Origin of the sequence: Streptomyces sp. AC602_WCS936, from assembly GCF_019049125.1 — a bacterium.
Taxonomy (GTDB): domain Bacteria; phylum Actinomycetota; class Actinomycetes; order Streptomycetales; family Streptomycetaceae; genus Streptomyces.
Genome location: NZ_JAGMUF010000058.1, coordinates 91,046 through 108,068, shown reverse-complemented (window position 1 = coordinate 108,068; position 17,023 = coordinate 91,046). Strand labels below are relative to the sequence as shown.

Annotated in this window: 16 protein-coding genes; 14 read left to right on the top strand and 2 right to left on the bottom strand. The window is 74.1% G+C overall.

Features of this window, described 5'->3' with window-relative positions; all coding sequences use genetic code 11:
• Nucleotides 1–90 precede the first annotated feature (90 nt).
• Nucleotides 91–423 carry a response regulator transcription factor gene (locus tag KUM03_RS21050; protein ID WP_217250826.1) on the top strand — a complete coding sequence of 111 codons (333 nt, stop codon included), beginning with the start codon at nt 91–93 and terminating at the stop codon, nt 421–423.
• Nucleotides 424–510: 87 nt separating this feature from the next.
• Here KUM03_RS21050 and KUM03_RS21045 read toward each other — a convergent pair whose 3' ends face one another.
• Both KUM03_RS21045 and KUM03_RS21040 read right to left on the bottom strand, forming a co-directional pair.
• A complete protein-coding gene (locus tag KUM03_RS21045; RefSeq protein ID WP_217250825.1) occupies nt 511–1,101 on the bottom strand; it encodes a hypothetical protein in 591 nt (196 codons plus the stop codon).
• Between the two features lie 59 nt (nt 1,102–1,160).
• Entirely contained in the window at nt 1,161–2,930 is a 1,770-nt protein-coding gene (locus tag KUM03_RS21040; protein WP_217250824.1) for an ABC transporter ATP-binding protein, read from the bottom strand.
• A gap of 224 nt (nt 2,931–3,154) precedes the next feature.
• Between KUM03_RS21040 and lxmA the strand changes: the two genes are divergently transcribed.
• From lxmA to KUM03_RS20975, 13 genes are all read left to right on the top strand, one after another.
• Nucleotides 3,155–3,373 (top strand): lexapeptide family class V lantibiotic, encoded by a 219-nt coding sequence (lxmA, locus tag KUM03_RS21035; RefSeq protein ID WP_217250823.1) that lies wholly within the window; start codon nt 3,155–3,157, stop codon nt 3,371–3,373.
• A gap of 106 nt (nt 3,374–3,479) precedes the next feature.
• Nucleotides 3,480–4,091, top strand: coding sequence for a flavoprotein (lxmD, locus tag KUM03_RS21030; RefSeq protein WP_217250822.1), 612 nt, complete (start codon nt 3,480–3,482; stop codon nt 4,089–4,091).
• The gene (locus KUM03_RS21025; RefSeq protein ID WP_217250821.1) at nt 4,088–5,290 is read left to right on the top strand and encodes a hypothetical protein; all 1,203 of its coding nucleotides are present in this window, start codon (nt 4,088–4,090) and stop codon (nt 5,288–5,290) included. The genes lxmD and KUM03_RS21025 overlap by 4 nt, the downstream gene beginning before the upstream one ends.
• On the top strand, nt 5,287–6,543 hold the full coding sequence (lxmK, locus tag KUM03_RS21020; protein WP_254399651.1) for a class V lanthionine synthetase subunit LxmK: 1,257 nt from the start codon (nt 5,287–5,289) through the stop codon (nt 6,541–6,543). Before KUM03_RS21025 ends, lxmK begins: the two co-directional genes overlap by 4 nt.
• The gene (locus tag KUM03_RS21015) at nt 6,540–7,616 is read left to right on the top strand and encodes a T3SS effector HopA1 family protein (RefSeq protein ID WP_217250820.1); all 1,077 of its coding nucleotides are present in this window, start codon (nt 6,540–6,542) and stop codon (nt 7,614–7,616) included. The genes lxmK and KUM03_RS21015 overlap by 4 nt, the downstream gene beginning before the upstream one ends.
• On the top strand, nt 7,613–8,509 hold the full coding sequence (locus KUM03_RS21010; RefSeq protein WP_217250819.1) for a bifunctional 2-polyprenyl-6-hydroxyphenol methylase/3-demethylubiquinol 3-O-methyltransferase UbiG: 897 nt from the start codon (nt 7,613–7,615) through the stop codon (nt 8,507–8,509). The genes KUM03_RS21015 and KUM03_RS21010 overlap by 4 nt, the downstream gene beginning before the upstream one ends.
• Complete coding sequence (locus KUM03_RS21005; protein WP_217250818.1) at nt 8,506–9,750, top strand: pitrilysin family protein; 1,245 nt, start codon at nt 8,506–8,508, stop codon at nt 9,748–9,750. The genes KUM03_RS21010 and KUM03_RS21005 overlap by 4 nt, the downstream gene beginning before the upstream one ends.
• Nucleotides 9,747–11,114, top strand: a complete 1,368-nt coding sequence (locus KUM03_RS21000) for a pitrilysin family protein (protein WP_217250817.1) — start codon at nt 9,747–9,749, stop codon at nt 11,112–11,114. Before KUM03_RS21005 ends, KUM03_RS21000 begins: the two co-directional genes overlap by 4 nt.
• A complete protein-coding gene (gene lxmJ, locus KUM03_RS20995; RefSeq protein ID WP_217250816.1) occupies nt 11,111–12,112 on the top strand; it encodes a F420-dependent peptide dehydroalanine reductase LxmJ in 1,002 nt (333 codons plus the stop codon). The genes KUM03_RS21000 and lxmJ overlap by 4 nt, the downstream gene beginning before the upstream one ends.
• A gap of 236 nt (nt 12,113–12,348) precedes the next feature.
• Nucleotides 12,349–13,458, top strand: a complete 1,110-nt coding sequence (locus tag KUM03_RS20990) for a substrate-binding domain-containing protein (protein ID WP_254399650.1) — start codon at nt 12,349–12,351, stop codon at nt 13,456–13,458.
• A gap of 184 nt (nt 13,459–13,642) precedes the next feature.
• Nucleotides 13,643–14,023 (top strand): hypothetical protein, encoded by a 381-nt coding sequence (locus tag KUM03_RS20985; RefSeq protein ID WP_217250814.1) that lies wholly within the window; start codon nt 13,643–13,645, stop codon nt 14,021–14,023.
• Nucleotides 14,024–14,144: 121 nt separating this feature from the next.
• A complete protein-coding gene (locus tag KUM03_RS20980; protein WP_217250813.1) occupies nt 14,145–14,831 on the top strand; it encodes an ABC transporter ATP-binding protein in 687 nt (228 codons plus the stop codon).
• Nucleotides 14,828–16,993, top strand: a complete 2,166-nt coding sequence (locus KUM03_RS20975) for a hypothetical protein (RefSeq protein ID WP_217250812.1) — start codon at nt 14,828–14,830, stop codon at nt 16,991–16,993. The genes KUM03_RS20980 and KUM03_RS20975 overlap by 4 nt, the downstream gene beginning before the upstream one ends.
• Nucleotides 16,994–17,023: the final 30 nt, after the last annotated feature.

Genomic DNA, 17,023 nt, shown 5'->3' with positions numbered 1-17,023 from the left:
GCAGGCTGAGAGCCGTCGGACACCAACCGACGTACGCCGGTCAAGAGCCGACGGAATGCGACACGTCCGAACACAACCAGGGGGAACGACATGGCTGTTGCGGTACAGGACAAGGCGCACGACATCTCCACGAGCGGAACCTCCGCGCGCCCCGCCACGCTCGACGTCGCCGCGCTCGACGTCGCCGCGCCCGGCCTCTCCGGGCTGGACTTCTCCGCGCTCACCGGGCGGGAGCTGGAGGTCCTCCTGCTGCTCGCCACGGGGGAGCAGAACCGCCGGCTCGCCCGGCGGCTGGGGATCGCGGAGCGCACGGTGCGGGCCCACACCGCGAGCATTGTGCGCAAGCTGGGCCTCACCACGCGGTTCGAGGCGGCGATCGTGGCGCACCTGTACGCGGCCGACATTCGCGGGGCGCGCGGCTGACGTCCGCGGCCACGACGAAACGGAGCCCCTCCGGCAGCAAACCGGAGGGGCTCCGCGCGGTGCGTTGGGGCCGGTGTCGGCCGGGGGTCAGCCGGGGATCATGTCGCCGACCGCGTCCATGGCCAGCATCCACATCGGCTGGGCGCCGGTGCCGAACGCGGCGGCCAGCGCGTAGCCGAGGGCCGCGTCCAGCGCCTCGGGTTCGACGCCCTCGCGCCACTCGGCCAGCACCCGGCCGTCGCCGTCGGAGGAGAAGTCGCCGAGGTGCTCCTGACCGCGCAGCAGGCGGCTGCCGGGGATCGAGTCGGGCACCAGGCGCCAGGTGCGGTCCGCGTGGCGTACGTCCACGGCGTACGAACGCCGGGTGATGCGCCCCTTGGCGGGGCTGATCACGGCGGGCTCGCCGTCGACGGTCAGCGTCAGCCGGTCCCCGTCACGGGTGCCGACGGGCGTGTGGTCGTCGGTCTCCGTCCCCTCCTCGCGGTACAGCTCGACGCGGGGCACCGTGTCCCCCTCGACGGTGACCTCGCCGCGCCCGGTGTCCAGGCGGACGATTATGGTCCCGAAGCGGTCGTCCTCGGCGACGGTCTCCAGGACGGGCTTGTCCTCCGTCTCCTCGCCGTCCTCGCCGTCGTAGGTGTCGTGGTCGTCGTAGGCGGATGCCGGGTCCTGCGCCATGCGGTCTTCCTTTGCTGTGCGGGTCTGACGGTCGGTCAGTACGTCAGTGCGAGGTTCTCTCAGGCGCCCGCGGCCGTCAGTTGGGTGGCCGCGAGGTCCCGGTACAGCTCGTCCCTGCCCAGGAGTTCCCCGTGCCGTCCATGGTCGCGCACCCGGCCGCCGGCGAGCAGCACCATGTGGTCGGCGGAGGTCACCGTGGACAGGCGGTGGGCGATGAGGACCACCGTGCAGTGCTCGGCGGCCCGTTCGACGGTGTGGCGCAGCGCGGTCTCGCTCAGGCCGTCCAGGTGTGCGGTCGCCTCGTCGAGCAGCAGCACCTGCGGGCGGCGCAGCAGTGCGCGGGCGATGGCCAGGCGCTGGCGTTCACCGCCGGACAGGGCGAGGCCGCGGGCGCCGACGTGGGTGTCCAGGCCCTGCGGGAGCCGGGCGGCGAGCGAGTCCAGCAGGGTGTCCCGCAGCACCCGTTCGACCTCCTCGTCGCTCGCGTCGGGCGCGGCGTACAGCAGGTTCTCCCGCAGGGTGCCCGCCAGCATCGGGGTGTCCTGTTCCACGTAGGCGATCCGGCGGCGCACCTCGGCGCGGCTGAGGGTGGAGACGTCGGTGTCGTCGAGCAGGACGCGGCCGGAGCCGACGTCGTAGAACCGCTGGAGGAGGGAGAAGACGGTGGTCTTGCCGCTGCCGGACGGGCCGACCAGCGCGGTGACGCGGCCCGCCGGGGCGGTGAGGCTGACGTCGTCGAGGGTGGTGGCGCGGTCCTGGTAGGCGAAGGTGACGTTCTCCAGGGCGACTCGGGGCGGTGGGCCGGCCGGGCGGGCGGGGGTCTCGTCGACGTCCGTCTCGATCTCCATCCGCTCGACCTCCTCGATCCGGGTGAGCGCGCCCAGTCCCTGCTGGAGGGAGGTCGTGCCGCCGACCAGGGAGAGCACCGGGCCGCCGAGGTTGAACAGGTAGAGCAGGAAGGCGATGAGCGCTGCCAGGTCCAGGGCGCCGGTGGCGACCAGGGCGCCGCCGAAGCCGATGACGGCCAGGAAGGATGCCTGCACGACCAGCGCGGAGAGCACCGCGATGGTGGCGTGGTAGCGGGCGCCGGCCAGGCCCGCCCGGTAGGCGTCCTCGGCGGCGGCCACCGCCCGCGCGGTCTCCGTCGCCTCGCCGCCGTTGGCCTTCACGGTGCGGGCTGCGCCGAGCGAGCGGTCCAGGGCGGCGCCGATCTCGCCGACCGAGGTCTGCGCGCGCGTGGTGACCCTGCGGATGCGCGGCATCACCACGCCCATCGCGACACCGACGGTGACCAGGACGCCCGAGGTGATGCCGAGCAGCGGCAGGCTCGTGATGCCCATCATCACGATGGTGGCCAGCAGGTGGACCGCGCCGTCGACGAGCTGGATGACACCGCTGGTGGCCGCGTGCTGCACCAGCGTGCTGTCCGAGGTGACCCGGGTGGTCAGCCCGCCGGGCTCGGTCTTGTCCAGCTCCCCGGTGCGCAACCGGATCAGACGGTGGATCAGCCCGCGCCGCACATCCAGGACGACCTTCTCGGCGGTGCGCTCGCTGACCAGGGCCTGGGACCAGGTGAGCAGGATCGAGCCGGCCAGCAGGGCCAGCATCAGCAGGATCTCGTCGCGCAGGCCGGTGCCGGTCATGAGCGCGGTGAGCGCCGACTCGACGACCATCGGCTGGGCCAGCCCCGCCGCGCTGCCCGCGAGGGTCAGCACCAGGACCAGCAGGAGAACGCGCCGGTGCGGGCGCGCGTGGGCGAGCAGGGCCCGCAGCGGCGGCCGGGGCGCGGGCCGCGGGGCCTGGGTGGTTGATGAGTCAGGTGTCTTCACCCTGTTCTTTCTACGCGGGCGGGCGGGCCCGCGGAATTGGCGCTTGCGGCAATGCCGGAGTGGCAATGCCGGAGTGGCAATGCCGGTAACGGGCATGCCGGTTGCGGTCATGCCGGAGCCGGTCATGCCGCAATTGCCAATGGCGGGCGCCTTTCCCGGTGCGCCATATTTCTCTCGTCCGCAGCGAACGGCGGCGGACAACACCTTTCACAAGGGAGAGAGAAATGCAGACCACGCAGAACGAGCAGGACCTGTTCGAGGGTTACACCGCCTACACCTCCGCCGAGGAGCTGGGCCTGTACGACGGCAAGGACGCCGCCCCGGCGTTCAGCCCGACCATCCCGTGGGCGATCCGCGCGTCCATCATCACGGCCCGCTCCTCGCAGCAGTGCGCCGCGGCCCTGGGTTCGCTGACCGCCAAGACCATCGAGAAGAAGTGCTGACCGGACACCCCGTTCAGTGACCCGCGGGGAGGGGCCGGTGCCGGCCACCGGTCCCTCCCCGGGCAGCACACCATTCCATTCCCCTTGCTTCCAGGAGGACAGTGTCATGGAGGTCCCGGACCCCACGGGCGTCGCGGACCCAGGATTCCGGCGGGTTCTGCTCGTCGGTACCGGAGCGCTCGGCGTGGCATTCCTGCCCTTCTGGACCAACTGGCTGGGAAACACCTTTCCGGAAATGGAGAAACGGGTCGTGCTGACCCGTTCGGCCCGTCGCTTCGTCTCGGCGGACGCGATATCCGCGCTGTGCGGAAAGGACGTTCTCACCGACGACTGGAACGAGGCCGGCCCCGGTGCCGCCCCGCACGTGGAACTGGCCCGCTGGCCCGACCTCGTCCTCGTCCACCCGGCCACCATGCACTTCGTCGGCCGTTACGCGCTGGGCCTGACCGACACCCCGCTGCTGTGCGCCCTGCAGTCCACCTCCGCGCTGGTCGGCGTGGCCCCCTCGCTGCCGCCCGGCGCCCAGCTCAGCCCCGTGGTCCAGGGGCACCTGGAGACTCTGCGGGCCCGCCCCGGCGTGGTCGTCGCACCGACCGTGCCCGCGGTCAGCGCGAGCACGGGCGAGACCGAGGACGGGGGCGCGGCCCCGCTCTCGGAACTGATGGGCCTGTGCGTGGGGGCGTACGCGCGAGCGCAACGGGACGAGGAGGAGGCGTGACGGCGGCCACCGCGGGCCCGGTCGAGGAGTTCGCGACCGGGCTGCGCACCACGCGCGTACGGCGGACTCCCGACGGGCGTCACGAGTGGTGGCACGGGCCGGGCACGGACCGGGACGGCCCGCCGGCGGCACCGCTCGCGGCGGCCGTGCCCGCGCACACCGCGGGCGCCCGCCTGGTGGTGCCGCGCCCCTCGGAGGGTGGCCTCTCGTACCTCGCCGACGGCCCGTACTCCGCCGCCGCCTGGCTGCGCGACCCCCGCCCCGCGGTCCGGCTGCTGCTGGCGCACGCGCTGGCCGGCGCGGGGCAGGCGCTGCGCGACCTGCACGCGGGCGCCGTGCCGGACGGGGCGGACGTGCCCCCGGCCCTCGCCCGGCTGCGGTCGTTCCTCGACCGGGGAGCCGAGGGCACCGCGGACGGCCCGCACGCGCCTGCCGCGGTCCCGTACGCGCCTGCCGCGGCTCCGTACGCGTCCGACGGGGTCCCGTACGCGCCTGCCACGGTCCCGCACGCGTCCGACGGGGTCCCGTACGCGCCTGCCACGGTCCCGTACGCGTCCGACGCGGTCCCGCACGCGTCCGACGGGGTCCCGTACGCGCCTGCCACGGTCCCGCACGCGTCCGACGCGGTCCCGCACGCGACCGCCACGGCTCCGTACGCGCCCGCCACGGCCTCGTACCCGCCCGCCACGGCCCCGCACGAGCCCGCTGTCGCGCGGCTGCGCGAGCACGCCGTACGTACCTGGGGAGCGGCCCGTGTCGGCCGGCTGCGCTCCTGGTGCGCCGAGCTGACCGAGCCCGGCGGCGCGGTCCTCGTCCACGGCTTCGCCTCCCTCGGCGCGCTGATCCCGCCCCTGCGGCGGGGCCCGGTGGCGCTGCTGACCGGCGAGGACCTGGGAGCCGCCCGGCCCGAGCTGGACCTGGGCTGGCTGCTGGGTGACCTGGCCGAACTGGACTGGGCGCTGCCGGTGCCGGCGCACCCGGACGGACCGGAGCTGCCACGGGTGCTGCTCGACGCCTACGGCCCCGGCGCCGACCGGGAACTGACGGGCCGGGCCGCCGTCGTACGCGTCGCCGCGCACATGCGGGACTTCGCCGCGTACTGCGGCTGGAGCGACGAACTCGCCGACTACACCGCCTTCATCGCTGACCTGATCGACGAGGAGGGCCGCCGCGCGGTCCTCGGGGGAGCCACACCATGACCACCACCACGGCCGAACGGCCGCGCACGCGGCAGCGCTACCGGCCCACCGAACTGGACACCGTCCCGGCCGTGAACGCCCTGCTGGAGCGGCTCGGCCTCGGCCGGCTCGACGCGGCTGCCGTCACCGCGTTCGGCGGGCGCAACGACAACTGGGCGGGCCCCACCACCACCGGCGAGCAGGTCTTCGTCAAGACGGTCGCCCCGCCGCCGGAAGGCACCGGCTGCCCCGAACTCGTCCGGTCGCTGAACTTCGAGGAACTGGCCGCGCACCTGCCCCCCGCCTCGCCGCTGCGCTCACCCGGGCTGCTCGGCGCGGACCCGGAAGCCGGCGTGATGGTCCACCGGCTGGTGCCGGGCGCCCGCTCGGGCGCCGAACTGGCGCTGGACGGCGACTTCGACGAGGACCTGTGCCGGAACGCCGGACGGGCCGTCGGCACCCTGCACGGCCTCGGGCCGGTCGACGGCCTCGACACCGGCGAGGCACCGCTGCCGCCGCTGTCCTGGCTGAAGGCCCTGCCGTGGAGCGCCGTCCAGGAGCGGAGCATGGCCCAGATCGCGGCCTGGCAGCTCGTCCAGGACGACACCGAGGTGGTCGGCGCCCTGCACCGGCTGCGCGACCTGGAGCGGACCGTGCCGCTCGCCCCGGCCCACTGCGACCTGCGCTTCGACCAGTTCATCCGGGCCGAGGAGGGCGCGGGGGAGCTGTACCTGGTCGACTGGGAGGAGTTCCGGCTCGCCGACCCCGCGCGGGACGTGGGCGCCTTCGCCGGGGAGTGGCTCTTCCACGCCACGTACTCGGTCTTCGCACCGACGGAGGCGGGCCCCGGCCGGCCCGAGGAGAGCACCGCCGGGTTCGGCCTGACGCACGAGGAGATCGTCGCGCGTGGCTCGGCGAGCCTGCGCCGCCACCTGCCCCGGATCGCCGCGTTCTGGCAGGGCTACCTGGAGTGCCGCCCCCAGGCCACCGCGCTCGACGCCGGGCTGCCCGAGCGGGCCGCCGCGTACGCCGGGTGGCACATGTACGACCGGCTGATCGCCACCGCCGAGTCGCACGCCACCCTCAACCCGGTCGCCCGCGCCGCCGCCGGCATCGGCCGCACCGTCCTGCTCGGCCCGTCCACCGCCGCGCGCACGCTCGGCCTGGCCGTGGAACACCGGGACCCGGACGGCGCGCCGCACCCCTCGCACCCCTCGCACATCCCGCACATCCCGCACGTCCCGCACGCCTCGAACGGGAGCGACCTCCGATGACCACCCCTCTGCTGAACTCCCCGGCGCCGGGCGCGTCCCCCGTCGCCCGGCACCGGGGGCTCGCCCCCCGCCTGGCCGCCGCCCTCGACGCGGTCTCCGTCGCGCCGGGCGCCCGCCGGTCCGTGGTGGCCGGCCGTACGGTCACCGCCGACACCCCGCGCGACCTGCGCGGCCGTCTCACCAACGCGCTGTACGAGGAGCTCCACGCGGGCCGCCACCGCGGCGGTGCCGTCCCCGACGGTCCGCCGCCCCGCCGCACCCTGCGCGACCCGGACCTGGAACGCCGGCTCTCGGCCGCCGTACCGCACAGCACCACCCCCACCCGGGGACGGCTCGTCGAAGTGCTCCGGCGCCCGGACGGCGACCAGCTCGTCGTCCGCCTCCCGGAGGTCACCGCCCGCGTCGGCGCCGACCGCCTGCTGAGCCCGGCCTCCCCGCCCGCGCCCGGCGAGCCGGTCGAACTCGCCCTGGAGGCCGCCCGGCCCGCGCTGTCACCCGGCTTCTTCTACGTCATGGGCTCGCGCCCGCTGCCCCGCCCCGCCGGCGCCGTACGCCGGATCTTCCTGCACGCGCGGGACGCCGACGCGGCGGTCGTGCTGTGGGGCGCGGCGCTCGGCGCGCTGGAGGAGGCGGCGGCCCTCTACCACGCCAAGGTGCTCTCCGACCCGCAGGACTTCCCGCGCCGGGACGCCGTCGTCGTCTACCTGCACGGCGACCACCGCCCGGGCGAACGCGCCGTCACCGAGGCGGTGGCCCGGTACGCGGGGACGCTCACCGGGCCCGACACCTCGGTGTTCACGGAGGAACTCGCGCCGGGCGTCGCCGCCGCATGGGACCCGGAGGACCCGCGCCCCGGGCAGAGCGGCATGAGCTTCGGCCAGCACCGCGCGTTCGCGCTGGCGTCGGGGCTGATCGGCTGCGCCCTGGCCGACGACCCCGCCGACCCCGACGCACCCGACGCACCCGACGGACTCGGGCGTGAGGAGCACGTCGTACGGGCCCTCCGCGAGGCGGGCATCGACCCGCTCAACCCCCAGAACAACCTCGACACCAGCCCGGGAGGAGCACGATGACGACCACAGCCCCCGCCACCGAAACCGCCGAGACGCCCGCCACCGAGACCGCCGATACGCCCGCCACCGAGACCGCCGAGACGCCCGCCACCGAAACCACCGAGACGCCCGCCACCGAAACCACCGAGGCCCCGGCCGGTGGCCTCGGCAACGCGCTGACCACCGCCTACAGCGACGCGCTCGCCGAGGTGTACGACGAGATCTACCCCACCACCCCGGACCTCGAGGACATCGCCGACTTCCTGCTCACCCTCACCGCGTCCGGCGCGAGCGTGCTCGAACTCGGCGTCGGCACCGGCCGGGTGGCGCTGCCGCTCGCCGACAAGGGGTTCCGCGTGCACGGCGTCGACTCCTCCGAGGGCATGCTCGCCCGCCTCGCCGAGAAGGACCCCGAGGGCCGGATCACCCCCGTGCACGCCGACTTCGCCGCGCTCGACCTCGGCCGCACCTTCGACGTGGTCCTCGCCCCCTTCAACTCCCTGTGCTGCGCGGTCGCCCCGGACGAGCAGATCGCCCTGATGCACGCGGTGGCCCGGCACACCGCGCCCGGCGGCCACGTCGTCGTCGAGACCTTCGACCCCAGCGACTACCACGTCCAGAAGAAGAACGAGATCAGCACCTACCCCGTACCCGGGCGCGGAGCCATGATCGAGTCCATCGGCGTGCTGCCCGCCTCGCAGAACATGATGGTCCACAACACCCTGTTCCTGGACGGGGAGCCGCCGAAGTCCGCGACCACGGTGATGCGGTACCTGTGGCCCAGCGAACTCGACCTGCTCGCCGGCATCGCCCGCCTGGAGCTGTCCGCCCGTTACTCCGGCTGGCGCGAGCAGCCCTTCGACGGCGGCGACAGCCGCAAGATGTGCGTCTCCGTGTACCGGCCGCTGTCGTGACCGTCCCGCTGACCGTCGAGGAGGTGCCCGGACGGGGACTCGTGGCCGTGGCCCTCACGGTGCGGGCCGGCGGCGACGACGACCCGCCGGGCCGGCACGGGACGGCCCACCTCGTGGAGCACCTGATGTTCCCGCGCGGCGCCGGGGACGACTCGGGCCACGTCGCCCTGGTCGAGGAGGCGGGCGGCATGTGCAACGCGGAGACCCACCGCGACCACACGGTCTTCCACACCGTCGCGCCCGCCGACGCGCTCCCCGAGATCCTGGCCCTGGAGGCCCGGCGGCTGCGCCGCTTCGCCCCGGCGCCCGCGACCATTCGCTCCGAGAACGCGGTCGTCGCCGAGGAGATCCGCGCGGCGGACGCGGGGACCCGGCTGTGGGACACCGTCCTCGCCGCCCTCCACCCCGGTGCCCGCGACGCCTACGGCACGGTGGCGGAGCTGCGCGAGGTGACGGCTCAGGAGGCGGCGGCGTTCTTCCGGCGCCACTACCGGCCCGAGCGGGCGGTCCTGACGGTGGTCGGGGACGTGGACGCGCGGCGGACGGCGGAACTGGTGGAGCGGGAGTTCGACGGCTGGGCACCGCCCCCCGACGCGGCACCGGACCCGCCCGAGCCCCCGTCCCCGCCCCCGTTCCCGGTCCCGTCCGACCGGCGTGACGGCGCAGCGGCCCGGCACGAGACCTCCGTGCCCTACCACCGCGACGGTGTCGCGATCGGGCACGCCCTGGCCGACCCCCGCCGCGACCAGGGCACGTACTTCGCGCAGGCCGTCCTCTGCGAGGTGCTGCGCCGCTCCCGGCTCCCCCGGCTGCTCACCCGGTCGGCGCGACTGGACGCGGCGACCGTGCGCTGCGGCTACCAGGGCCAGTGGCTCGCCTCCGCCGCCCCCGACCTCGCGCTCGTCCTGCTCGGCCGGGCGCCGGGCACCGGCACCGACGAGGCGGTCGCCCTGTGGCGGGACGCCCTCGGCGAACTGGCCGCCACCCCGCCCGCGGAGGACGAGCTGCGGCCCGCGGTGGCCGTGCTCCGGGCCGCCTGCCACCGCCAGGCCGACTCGCTCGCCGCCCGTGCCGTCACCCACGGCCGCGCCGCCCTGCTCTTCCCCGGCCCGGACGGCACCGGCCCCGACACGATCCCCGGGCGCCTGGCCGCCGTGACCGCCACCGAGGTGTCGGCCGCCGCGCGCGCCCTGCTCACCGCACCCAGCACCGTCCGGACCCTGGAGAGGGCCACCCCATGAAGGCCACGTCCGCCCCGCGCCGTCCGGCCCCGCCCGGCCCGCGCCGCTCGGCCCCGCCCGCCCCGCGCCGCCCGGCCCCGCCCGGCCGGGAGACTCTGCGCACGGTCCTCCCGAACGGCCTGGACACCGTCGTCGTCACCGTGCCGGGCGCCGCCCTGGCCGAGCTGCGCCTGGTCCTGCCGTACGCCCGCACCGAACCCCGTCTCGCCGTCGCCCAGGAGCTGCTCGCCGCCGGCCTCGGCACCGCCACGGCGACCCGGGACCGGCGGTCCGTGGCCGACCTGGCGGCCGGACTCGGCGCCGAGTTCAGCACGGTGGTGACCGCCGAGCAGCTGGTCCTGTCGGCCAGCGTGCTCTCGGAGGGGCTGCCGACCGCGCTGGACCTCCTGGCCGACCTGCTGCTGCACCCGGCGTACGACCCGCCCGCCGCCTCCGGCACCCGCCTGCCCCCGCCCCCGCCCGGCCCCGGCACCCGGCTGCGCCGGGCCCAGCTCCGCCACGCCTTCGGCGGCCCCCACCCGCTGTCCGACGACGCGCCCGGCGGCACCGTCCCCGACGCCGAGGACCTGCTCGCCCTCCACCGCCGGGCGGTCGTCCCGCACGGCGCCGTACTCCTGCTGATGACGGGCGAGGAACCGGACCGCGTCCTGGACCGCGTACGCGCGCGACTGGGACCCTGGACCGGCGGTCCCTCCGGCCTGACCCTGCCCCCCTTCCCCCGCGGCGCCCCCACCCCCGGACGCCTCACCCTGCACGACCCCGCGGCCGAACAGGCGCTGCTGCTCACCGCGGGCCCCGCCGTCCCCGCCCCGGGCGCCGGCCACCCCGCGCTGCACCTGGCCCAGCTGGTACTGGGCGGCCACGCCTCCTCCCGGCTCACCCGGCGGATCAGGGAGCGCCACGCACTGGCGTACACCGTGGACGCCCGCATCCGGCAGAACCGCGCCGGCTGCTGGCTGGAGGTCGACTGCGCCGGCGCCCCCGGCACCGGCGACCGGCTGGCCGAGGAGGTCACCGCCTGCCTCGCGGAACTGGCCGCCACCGGCCCCACCCCCGAGGAGACCCGGCGGGTCCGGCGCTACGCCGCCGGCTTCACCCGGTTCGCCCTCGCCACGCGCGCGGAGGAGGCGAGCGCGCTGGCGGGCTTCGCGGCGGCCGGACTGGACCCGCACTGGCTGGCCGAGTACCCGCACGTCCTCGCCGAGGTGACGCACCGGCAGGTCACCGACGCCGCCGCCCGGTTCCTGGACCCGGACCGCGCCCTGGTGGCGACCCTCGACCGCACCGGCCCCGCACCCGCACCCGCAGGCGTCACAGAAGCCGCAGAAGCCGCAGCCGCAGAAGCCCCAGGAGCCCGACCGTGACGACACCCGCCCACGAGCAGCCGCCCGCCACCGACCTCCCGGCGGTCCTCTACCCCCTCCAGCCCGACCACCCCGAACTCGTCGCCCCGTTCGCCGCGCTGGTGGCCCGCACCGGCGCCCGGCGACTGTGGCTGTGCCAGTCCTTCCGGGCGGAACCGCACCAGGTGCTGGCGCACCTCGCGGGCATGGGCCACACCGTCCCCGTCGGCACGGCGGTCACCCTCCTCCCGCTGCGCCACCCGTACGAGGCGGCGCTCCAGGCCCGTTCCCTCGCCCTGCTCACCGACCGGCCCGTGGTCGCCGGGTACGGCATCGGCACACCCGAGTTCGCCCAGGGCCTCGCCCCCGAGCCCTACCGGAGTCCCCGCACGGCGGTCGGGGAGTACGTGACGTCGGTACGCGCGCTGCTGGACGGCCGGAGCGTCGCGCACGACGGCCCGTACCACCGGCTGCACGCCGCGCTGCCGCCGGTCGGACCGCACGCACCGGTGGAGGTCGGTGCCGGGGTGCTGCGGCCGGGCATGGCCCACACGGCCGGCGCGACCGCGGACGTCGCCATCACCTGGATGACCCCGCCGCCCTACGTACGCGACGTCCTCGTCCCGCGACTGGCCGCGGGCGCCGCCGAGGCGGGCCGCGCCACCCGCCCGCGCGTCGCGACGGCCGTCCACGTCGCGGTGCGCCGGCCGGGCCGCGACCCGCGCCGCCTGGCCGAGACTGCCGCGGGCACCCACCTGCGCGTCCCGCACTACGCGGACATGCTGCGCCGCGCGGGCGTGGACCCCGACGCCGCCGACCCGGCGGCCGAACTGCTGCGCGCCGACGTCGTCGTCACCGGCACGCCCGGCGAGATCGCCGCCACCCTCGCCCGTTACCGGGCGGCGGGCGTCGACGAGATCCTCCTCAACCCGACCGCGACCCTCCTGTCCGAGGGGGTCCACGCGGCGGTCGACGACCTGGAGGAGATCCTCGCGGCCGTCCGGTCGCTCGCCGGCTGACCGGCCGTCACGTCCGTGACCGATCCGTGTGCACACCTCCGGGAGACCTCCGCAGCAGCTCCGCAGCACGTTCGCAATCCGTCGACAGCGCTTGCGCACGGTGGGCGGAGCGTACTGTTCCCATCTCGTTAAGTGGTTTCCCTTGACGCCGATGGCGGGGGAAGCGTTGGCTTTTCAGTCACATGGGCCGCACTGCTGTGCCCACGTCCCGATTCGCACATGAAGTGAGCCCTCGCATGCGTCGTCGTACCGCCATATCCGTGGCCGCCGCCACCATGTCCCTGATGCTCGCCGGCTGCGGCACGCTCGGTGCCTCGGAGAGCAGTGACGAGGCGAGCCCGACCAAGGGCAACGACATCACGGTGGGCCTCCTCCTCCCGGAGAAGGCGAACACCCGCTACGAGCAGTTCGACTACCCCTACTTCAAGGCGAAGGTCGCCGACCTCACGCGGGACCAGGGCGACGTCAAGTACGCCAACGCCGAGGCGAGCTCGTCCAAGCAGGCCGACCAGATGCAGCAGATGATCGACGAGCAGGTCGACGTCATCGTCCTGGACGCGGTCGACGCCAAGTCCATCGGGGACAGCGTGCAGAAGGCCAAGGACGCCGGCATCCCGGTCATCGCCTACGACCGGCTGGCCGAGGGCCCGATCGACGCCTACATCTCCTTCGACAACGAGCTGGTCGGCGAGGTCCAGGGCCGCTCCCTCCTGGAGGCGCTCGGTGAGGACGCCGACAGCTCCGACAAGATCGTCATGATGAACGGCTCGCCCACGGACCCCAACGCCAAGCAGTTCAAGGCCGGCGCGATGTCCGAGCTGAACGGCAAGGTGACGATCGCCCAGTCCTTCGACACCAAGGACTGGAAGCCGGAGAACGCCGAGGCGAACATGGCCGAGGCGATCGAGAAGATCGGCAAGAACAACATCGCCGGCGTCTACTCCGCCAACGACGGCATGGCCGGCGGAATCATCGAGGCCCTGGAGGACGCGGGCGTCACCGACCTGCCGCCCATCACCGGCCAGGACGCGGAACTGGCGGCGGTGCAGCGGATCGTCACCGGCGAGCAGTACATGAGCGTGTACAAGTCCTACCCGCAGGAGGCGGAGCACGCCGCGGAGATGGCCGTGGCCCGCGTCCAGGGCCGGGACATCCAGTTCGACGCCCTCGCCCGCGAGAGGGTCGACAGCCCCACCCACAAGGGCATCCCCGCCCAGCTGGTCCCCGTCGTCGCCCTGACCCAGGAAAACCTCAAGGAGACGGTCATCGCGGACGGCTTCTACAAGGTCTCCGACATCTGCACGGCCAAGTTCGAGGCGGAGTGTGCGGAGATCGGGCTGAAGTAGTCCGGCTCCTCCTCCCCCGGGTAGGGCGGGGCATGTGGACACACCCCCCAACGGGTGGATTCTCCGATTGATCGCCCCGGAGCAGTCTTGGAGTCACAGGAACCGCACGGCTCTCTCCCGCGCGGTTCCCTCCCGGCCGCCTGCCGCGGTCCGGGAACTCCATCGGACGAGGGGACGCAGTCCAGTGAACGTCAGAATCGCACGACGGCTGGGGGTCGGGGCCATCGCAGCCCTGGCCCTGAGCACGGCGACACCTGCCTTCGCGTACGAGATCGGCCCGCACTCCTACGGCGGCGAGCTCCGGTTCTGGACCGAGGGCAACCGCTCGATCATGAACATCAAGGACACGGGTTCCAGCCACTGGGTGAAGGCGGAGTACTACCGCGTGGCTCACTCGGGCACCAAGCTGACCCTGTGGAACAAGAACGGCCCGAACGGTCCTTCCGACAACGACGGCAACAGGGGCACCGTCGAGAGCGGTAGGCACTCCGAGATCTACAAGGCCCGCGGCACGGTCTCGCGCAACAACCTGCCCGACTGGCACACCAGTTGGTACTCCGGCTGACGGATCCCCCGTCCGCGCAGCCTGACCACAGCCTGACCGAGAGGCCGACCGGCCTCTCGGTCAGGCATGCGTTGTCGGCGCCGTCCACATCGAGTGATCCCCCCGACCAAGGGAGCTCCGCGTGACCTCACCCCCCGTCCCACCCGTGCTGCGACTGAGCGAGGTGGTCTACGGCGTGTCCGGCCGAAGCCTGCTCGCCGGAGCCGATCTCACCGTCCTGCCGGGCAGTTCCGTCTCTGTGATGGGGCCTTCCGGGAGCGGAAAGTCCACCCTGCTGATGTGCGTCATGGGACTGATCCGCCCGCAAGAAGGGCGCGTCGAGGTCGCGGGGCAGGACGTGACCCGGCTGTCCGCGCGGGCCCTCGCCGCGCACCGTCGACGGCACGTCGGCATGGTTTTCCAGTTCGGCGAGCTTCTCCCCGAACTGACTCCGGTGGAGAACGTGATGATCGCGAGCCTGCTGGCCGGTGACGCGGTCGCCGAGGCCCGCTCCCGTGCCGAGTCGTTGCTCACCCGCCTCGGGGTGCCCGAGGCCGTGGCCACGCGGGACCTGTCCGGCGGGGAGCGGCAGCGCGTCGCCGTGGCTCGCGCCTTGGTCAACACGCCCGAACTGCTGCTGGCGGACGAGCCCACCGGAGCGCTGGACGGCGAGCAACGGGAAGCCGTGGCCGACCTGCTGTTCAGCACCGCGCGGGAACACGGGTGTGCCCTGGTCGTGGTCACGCACGACCCGACGGTGGCAGGCCGCGCCGATGTGCGGCTGCACCTGCACGAGGGACGCCTGGTCCAGGCCCAGGAGGCGCCGTGAGCGGCGGCGGCCTGCGACGACGGCTCCTGCGCATGGGACGCGCCGCGTCCCGGTCGGCAGAAGCGGGCCGCATCCGCTACTTCGCGCTGTTCGCCGCCACAGCAGTTGCGGTCCTCGCCGTCTGCGGTTTCCTGTTGGCTACGTCCTCTTTCGAGGGTCGCACCGAGCGCAGCCAGGCTCGTTGGCCGCAGGTCGCCGACGACGGCTCCGCCACACTGCTGTGGCGGGCGACGCTGGCGAGCGTCGACGACCGACAGTACGACGTGGTCTACATCGAGCCTCTCACCCCCGACGCACCCCTGCCGCCCGGCCTGAGCCAGTGGCCGAGGCCCGGTGAGGCCGTGCTCTCCCCTGCGCTCAAGGCGGTCGGACCTCAGGTACGGGGCGAGTACGGGCGGGCCGTTGGCACCATCGCCGCGGTCGGTCTGGAGTCGCCGAGCGAGTACTTCGCGTACGTACGGCCGACGGCCGAGCGACTGGACCCGGAGGGGATGACCAGAGCTTCGGGATTCGGTGTCTCCTGGACACCGTCGCTCGGGGAGCACATGTACAACTTCGGGTCGAAGGAGTTCCACTGGGCCTATCTGGCGCTGGTCGGTCTGCCGGCCGGCCTGTTCGTCGTGATCGCCGCCCGGGTGGGCGCCGCGGCTCGGGACCGCCGGACCGCGGTTCTCACCGCGCTGGGCGCCTCCGGGGGAGCCCGGGCATGGTTCACGGTGGGTGAGGCGCTGCTGCCCGTGGCCCTGGGGGCGGCGGCGGCGGTCGTGGCCGTGGTTCCCGTGCTTCTCACCGACGTACCGCTGCCCGTGGTCGACTTCGTGTTGTACCTCCCCGACGCCCGAGCGGCGCTGCCCGGTCTGGCGGGCGCCGCGCTGGGCGTTCCGCTTGCCGGGCTGGCCGTCGTGGTGCTGCTCCAACCGCGGTACCGGCCGGGCGCCTCGACCCGGCCCGTGGCTGCCAAGCGGCGCCGCGAGTGGATGTTGTGGCTGTTCCCCGTGGCCCTCTTCGGCACGGTGCGGGGCACCGACCTGGCCCCGTACGACCTGCGCCTGCCCGTCCTGGCGGCCGGCAGCGTGATCACCATCGCGCTGCTGCCCGGAGTGGCGGGTGCGGTGGTGTCGGCGACCGGACCCGCGTTGGCCAGGTTCGGCGCCGCGCGCGGCCGGGTGGGCATGCTGGTCGCGGGGCGGCGACTGGCGGTGGGCGCGCGCCCCGTCGCGCGACTGGTGGCCGCGGTGGTCGTCGCGGTCGGTCTCGCCGCTCAGGGGCAGATCGCGATCAGCCTGTTCACGGACATGAGTGACCGGGTCGAGGCGGTGGAGAAACACCTCGGCACCAGCGTGGTACAGGTGTCCACGACACTGTCCACGACCACTGCCGATGTGGCGTCCTTCGAACGGAACCTGGGGCCGGGAGTGCACGCCCTGGCCATGACGAGGGATTTGCGGTCGGGGCGGATCGATCTCGTCGCGGACTGTCCGGTATGGCGAGACCTGGGCGTCAAGTGTCCGGCTGCGGCCCCTGCCGAACTACGTACTCGGCATGCCGGTCTGGCTCAGGCGGCGGAGTTGGAGCGGTCGGTCGGACTACGTCTCCACGCTCGTACCGGAGACGTGTCCAAGACCGTGCGTACATCAGAGGAACCGGCCCTGGTGGTCCTGGCACAGGACGGACGTGAGCTGTCGCTGTCACGGGTGCACCGGGCCGCCAACGCGCATGTGGCCATGGCGACCAATGTTCAGGTGTTCGCGATGGCCGGCGCCTTCGGTGGCAGCGGTGAGGGCATCGCGGCCCAACGGTGGCTCGAGTTGCTCTCCGTGGCGGGCGTGTTGGTGATCGTGGTCGTGGCCGGGATCGGCGCGGTGGCCCAGTTCGTTCGGACAGGCCGCGAACTGGGCCCGGTCTCGGTGCTGAGCGGCAACGGCCGCGTGTACTACGCGGTCTCCGTCTGGTCCCTGCTGGCGCCGACGGCATTCGCGGTGTGCGCTGCCGTCGCCGTGACCTGGTACGTGACCACACCGCTGATGGCGGACTCCGCCGACCGTCTGTCCGCGCTGTCGGCGGTGGGCGCGGCCGGGTTGGCGTGTGCGGCGGTGATGACCTGGTGGGGCGCACGGACGGCGTCCGCGGCGGGGCTGGTGTGGCGTCCGCGCAACGATTGACGCGAAGCGTGGGTGACGGACCCGAGGGTG

Excerpts from the sequence above, each read along its gene's own strand:
- KUM03_RS21050 (WP_217250826.1), top strand. The coding sequence starts at position 91 with ATGGCTGTTGCGGTACAGGACAAGGCGCACGACATCTCCACGAGCGGA.
- KUM03_RS21045 (WP_217250825.1), bottom strand. The coding sequence starts at position 1,101 with ATGGCGCAGGACCCGGCATCCGCCTACGACGACCACGACACCTACGAC.
- lxmA (WP_217250823.1), top strand. The coding sequence starts at position 3,155 with ATGCAGACCACGCAGAACGAGCAGGACCTGTTCGAGGGTTACACCGCC.
- lxmD (WP_217250822.1), top strand. The coding sequence starts at position 3,480 with ATGGAGGTCCCGGACCCCACGGGCGTCGCGGACCCAGGATTCCGGCGG.
- lxmK (WP_254399651.1), top strand. The coding sequence starts at position 5,287 with ATGACCACCACCACGGCCGAACGGCCGCGCACGCGGCAGCGCTACCGG.
- KUM03_RS21015 (WP_217250820.1), top strand. The coding sequence starts at position 6,540 with ATGACCACCCCTCTGCTGAACTCCCCGGCGCCGGGCGCGTCCCCCGTC.
- KUM03_RS21010 (WP_217250819.1), top strand. The coding sequence starts at position 7,613 with ATGACGACCACAGCCCCCGCCACCGAAACCGCCGAGACGCCCGCCACC.
- KUM03_RS21000 (WP_217250817.1), top strand. The coding sequence starts at position 9,747 with ATGAAGGCCACGTCCGCCCCGCGCCGTCCGGCCCCGCCCGGCCCGCGC.
- KUM03_RS20990 (WP_254399650.1), top strand. The coding sequence starts at position 12,349 with ATGCGTCGTCGTACCGCCATATCCGTGGCCGCCGCCACCATGTCCCTG.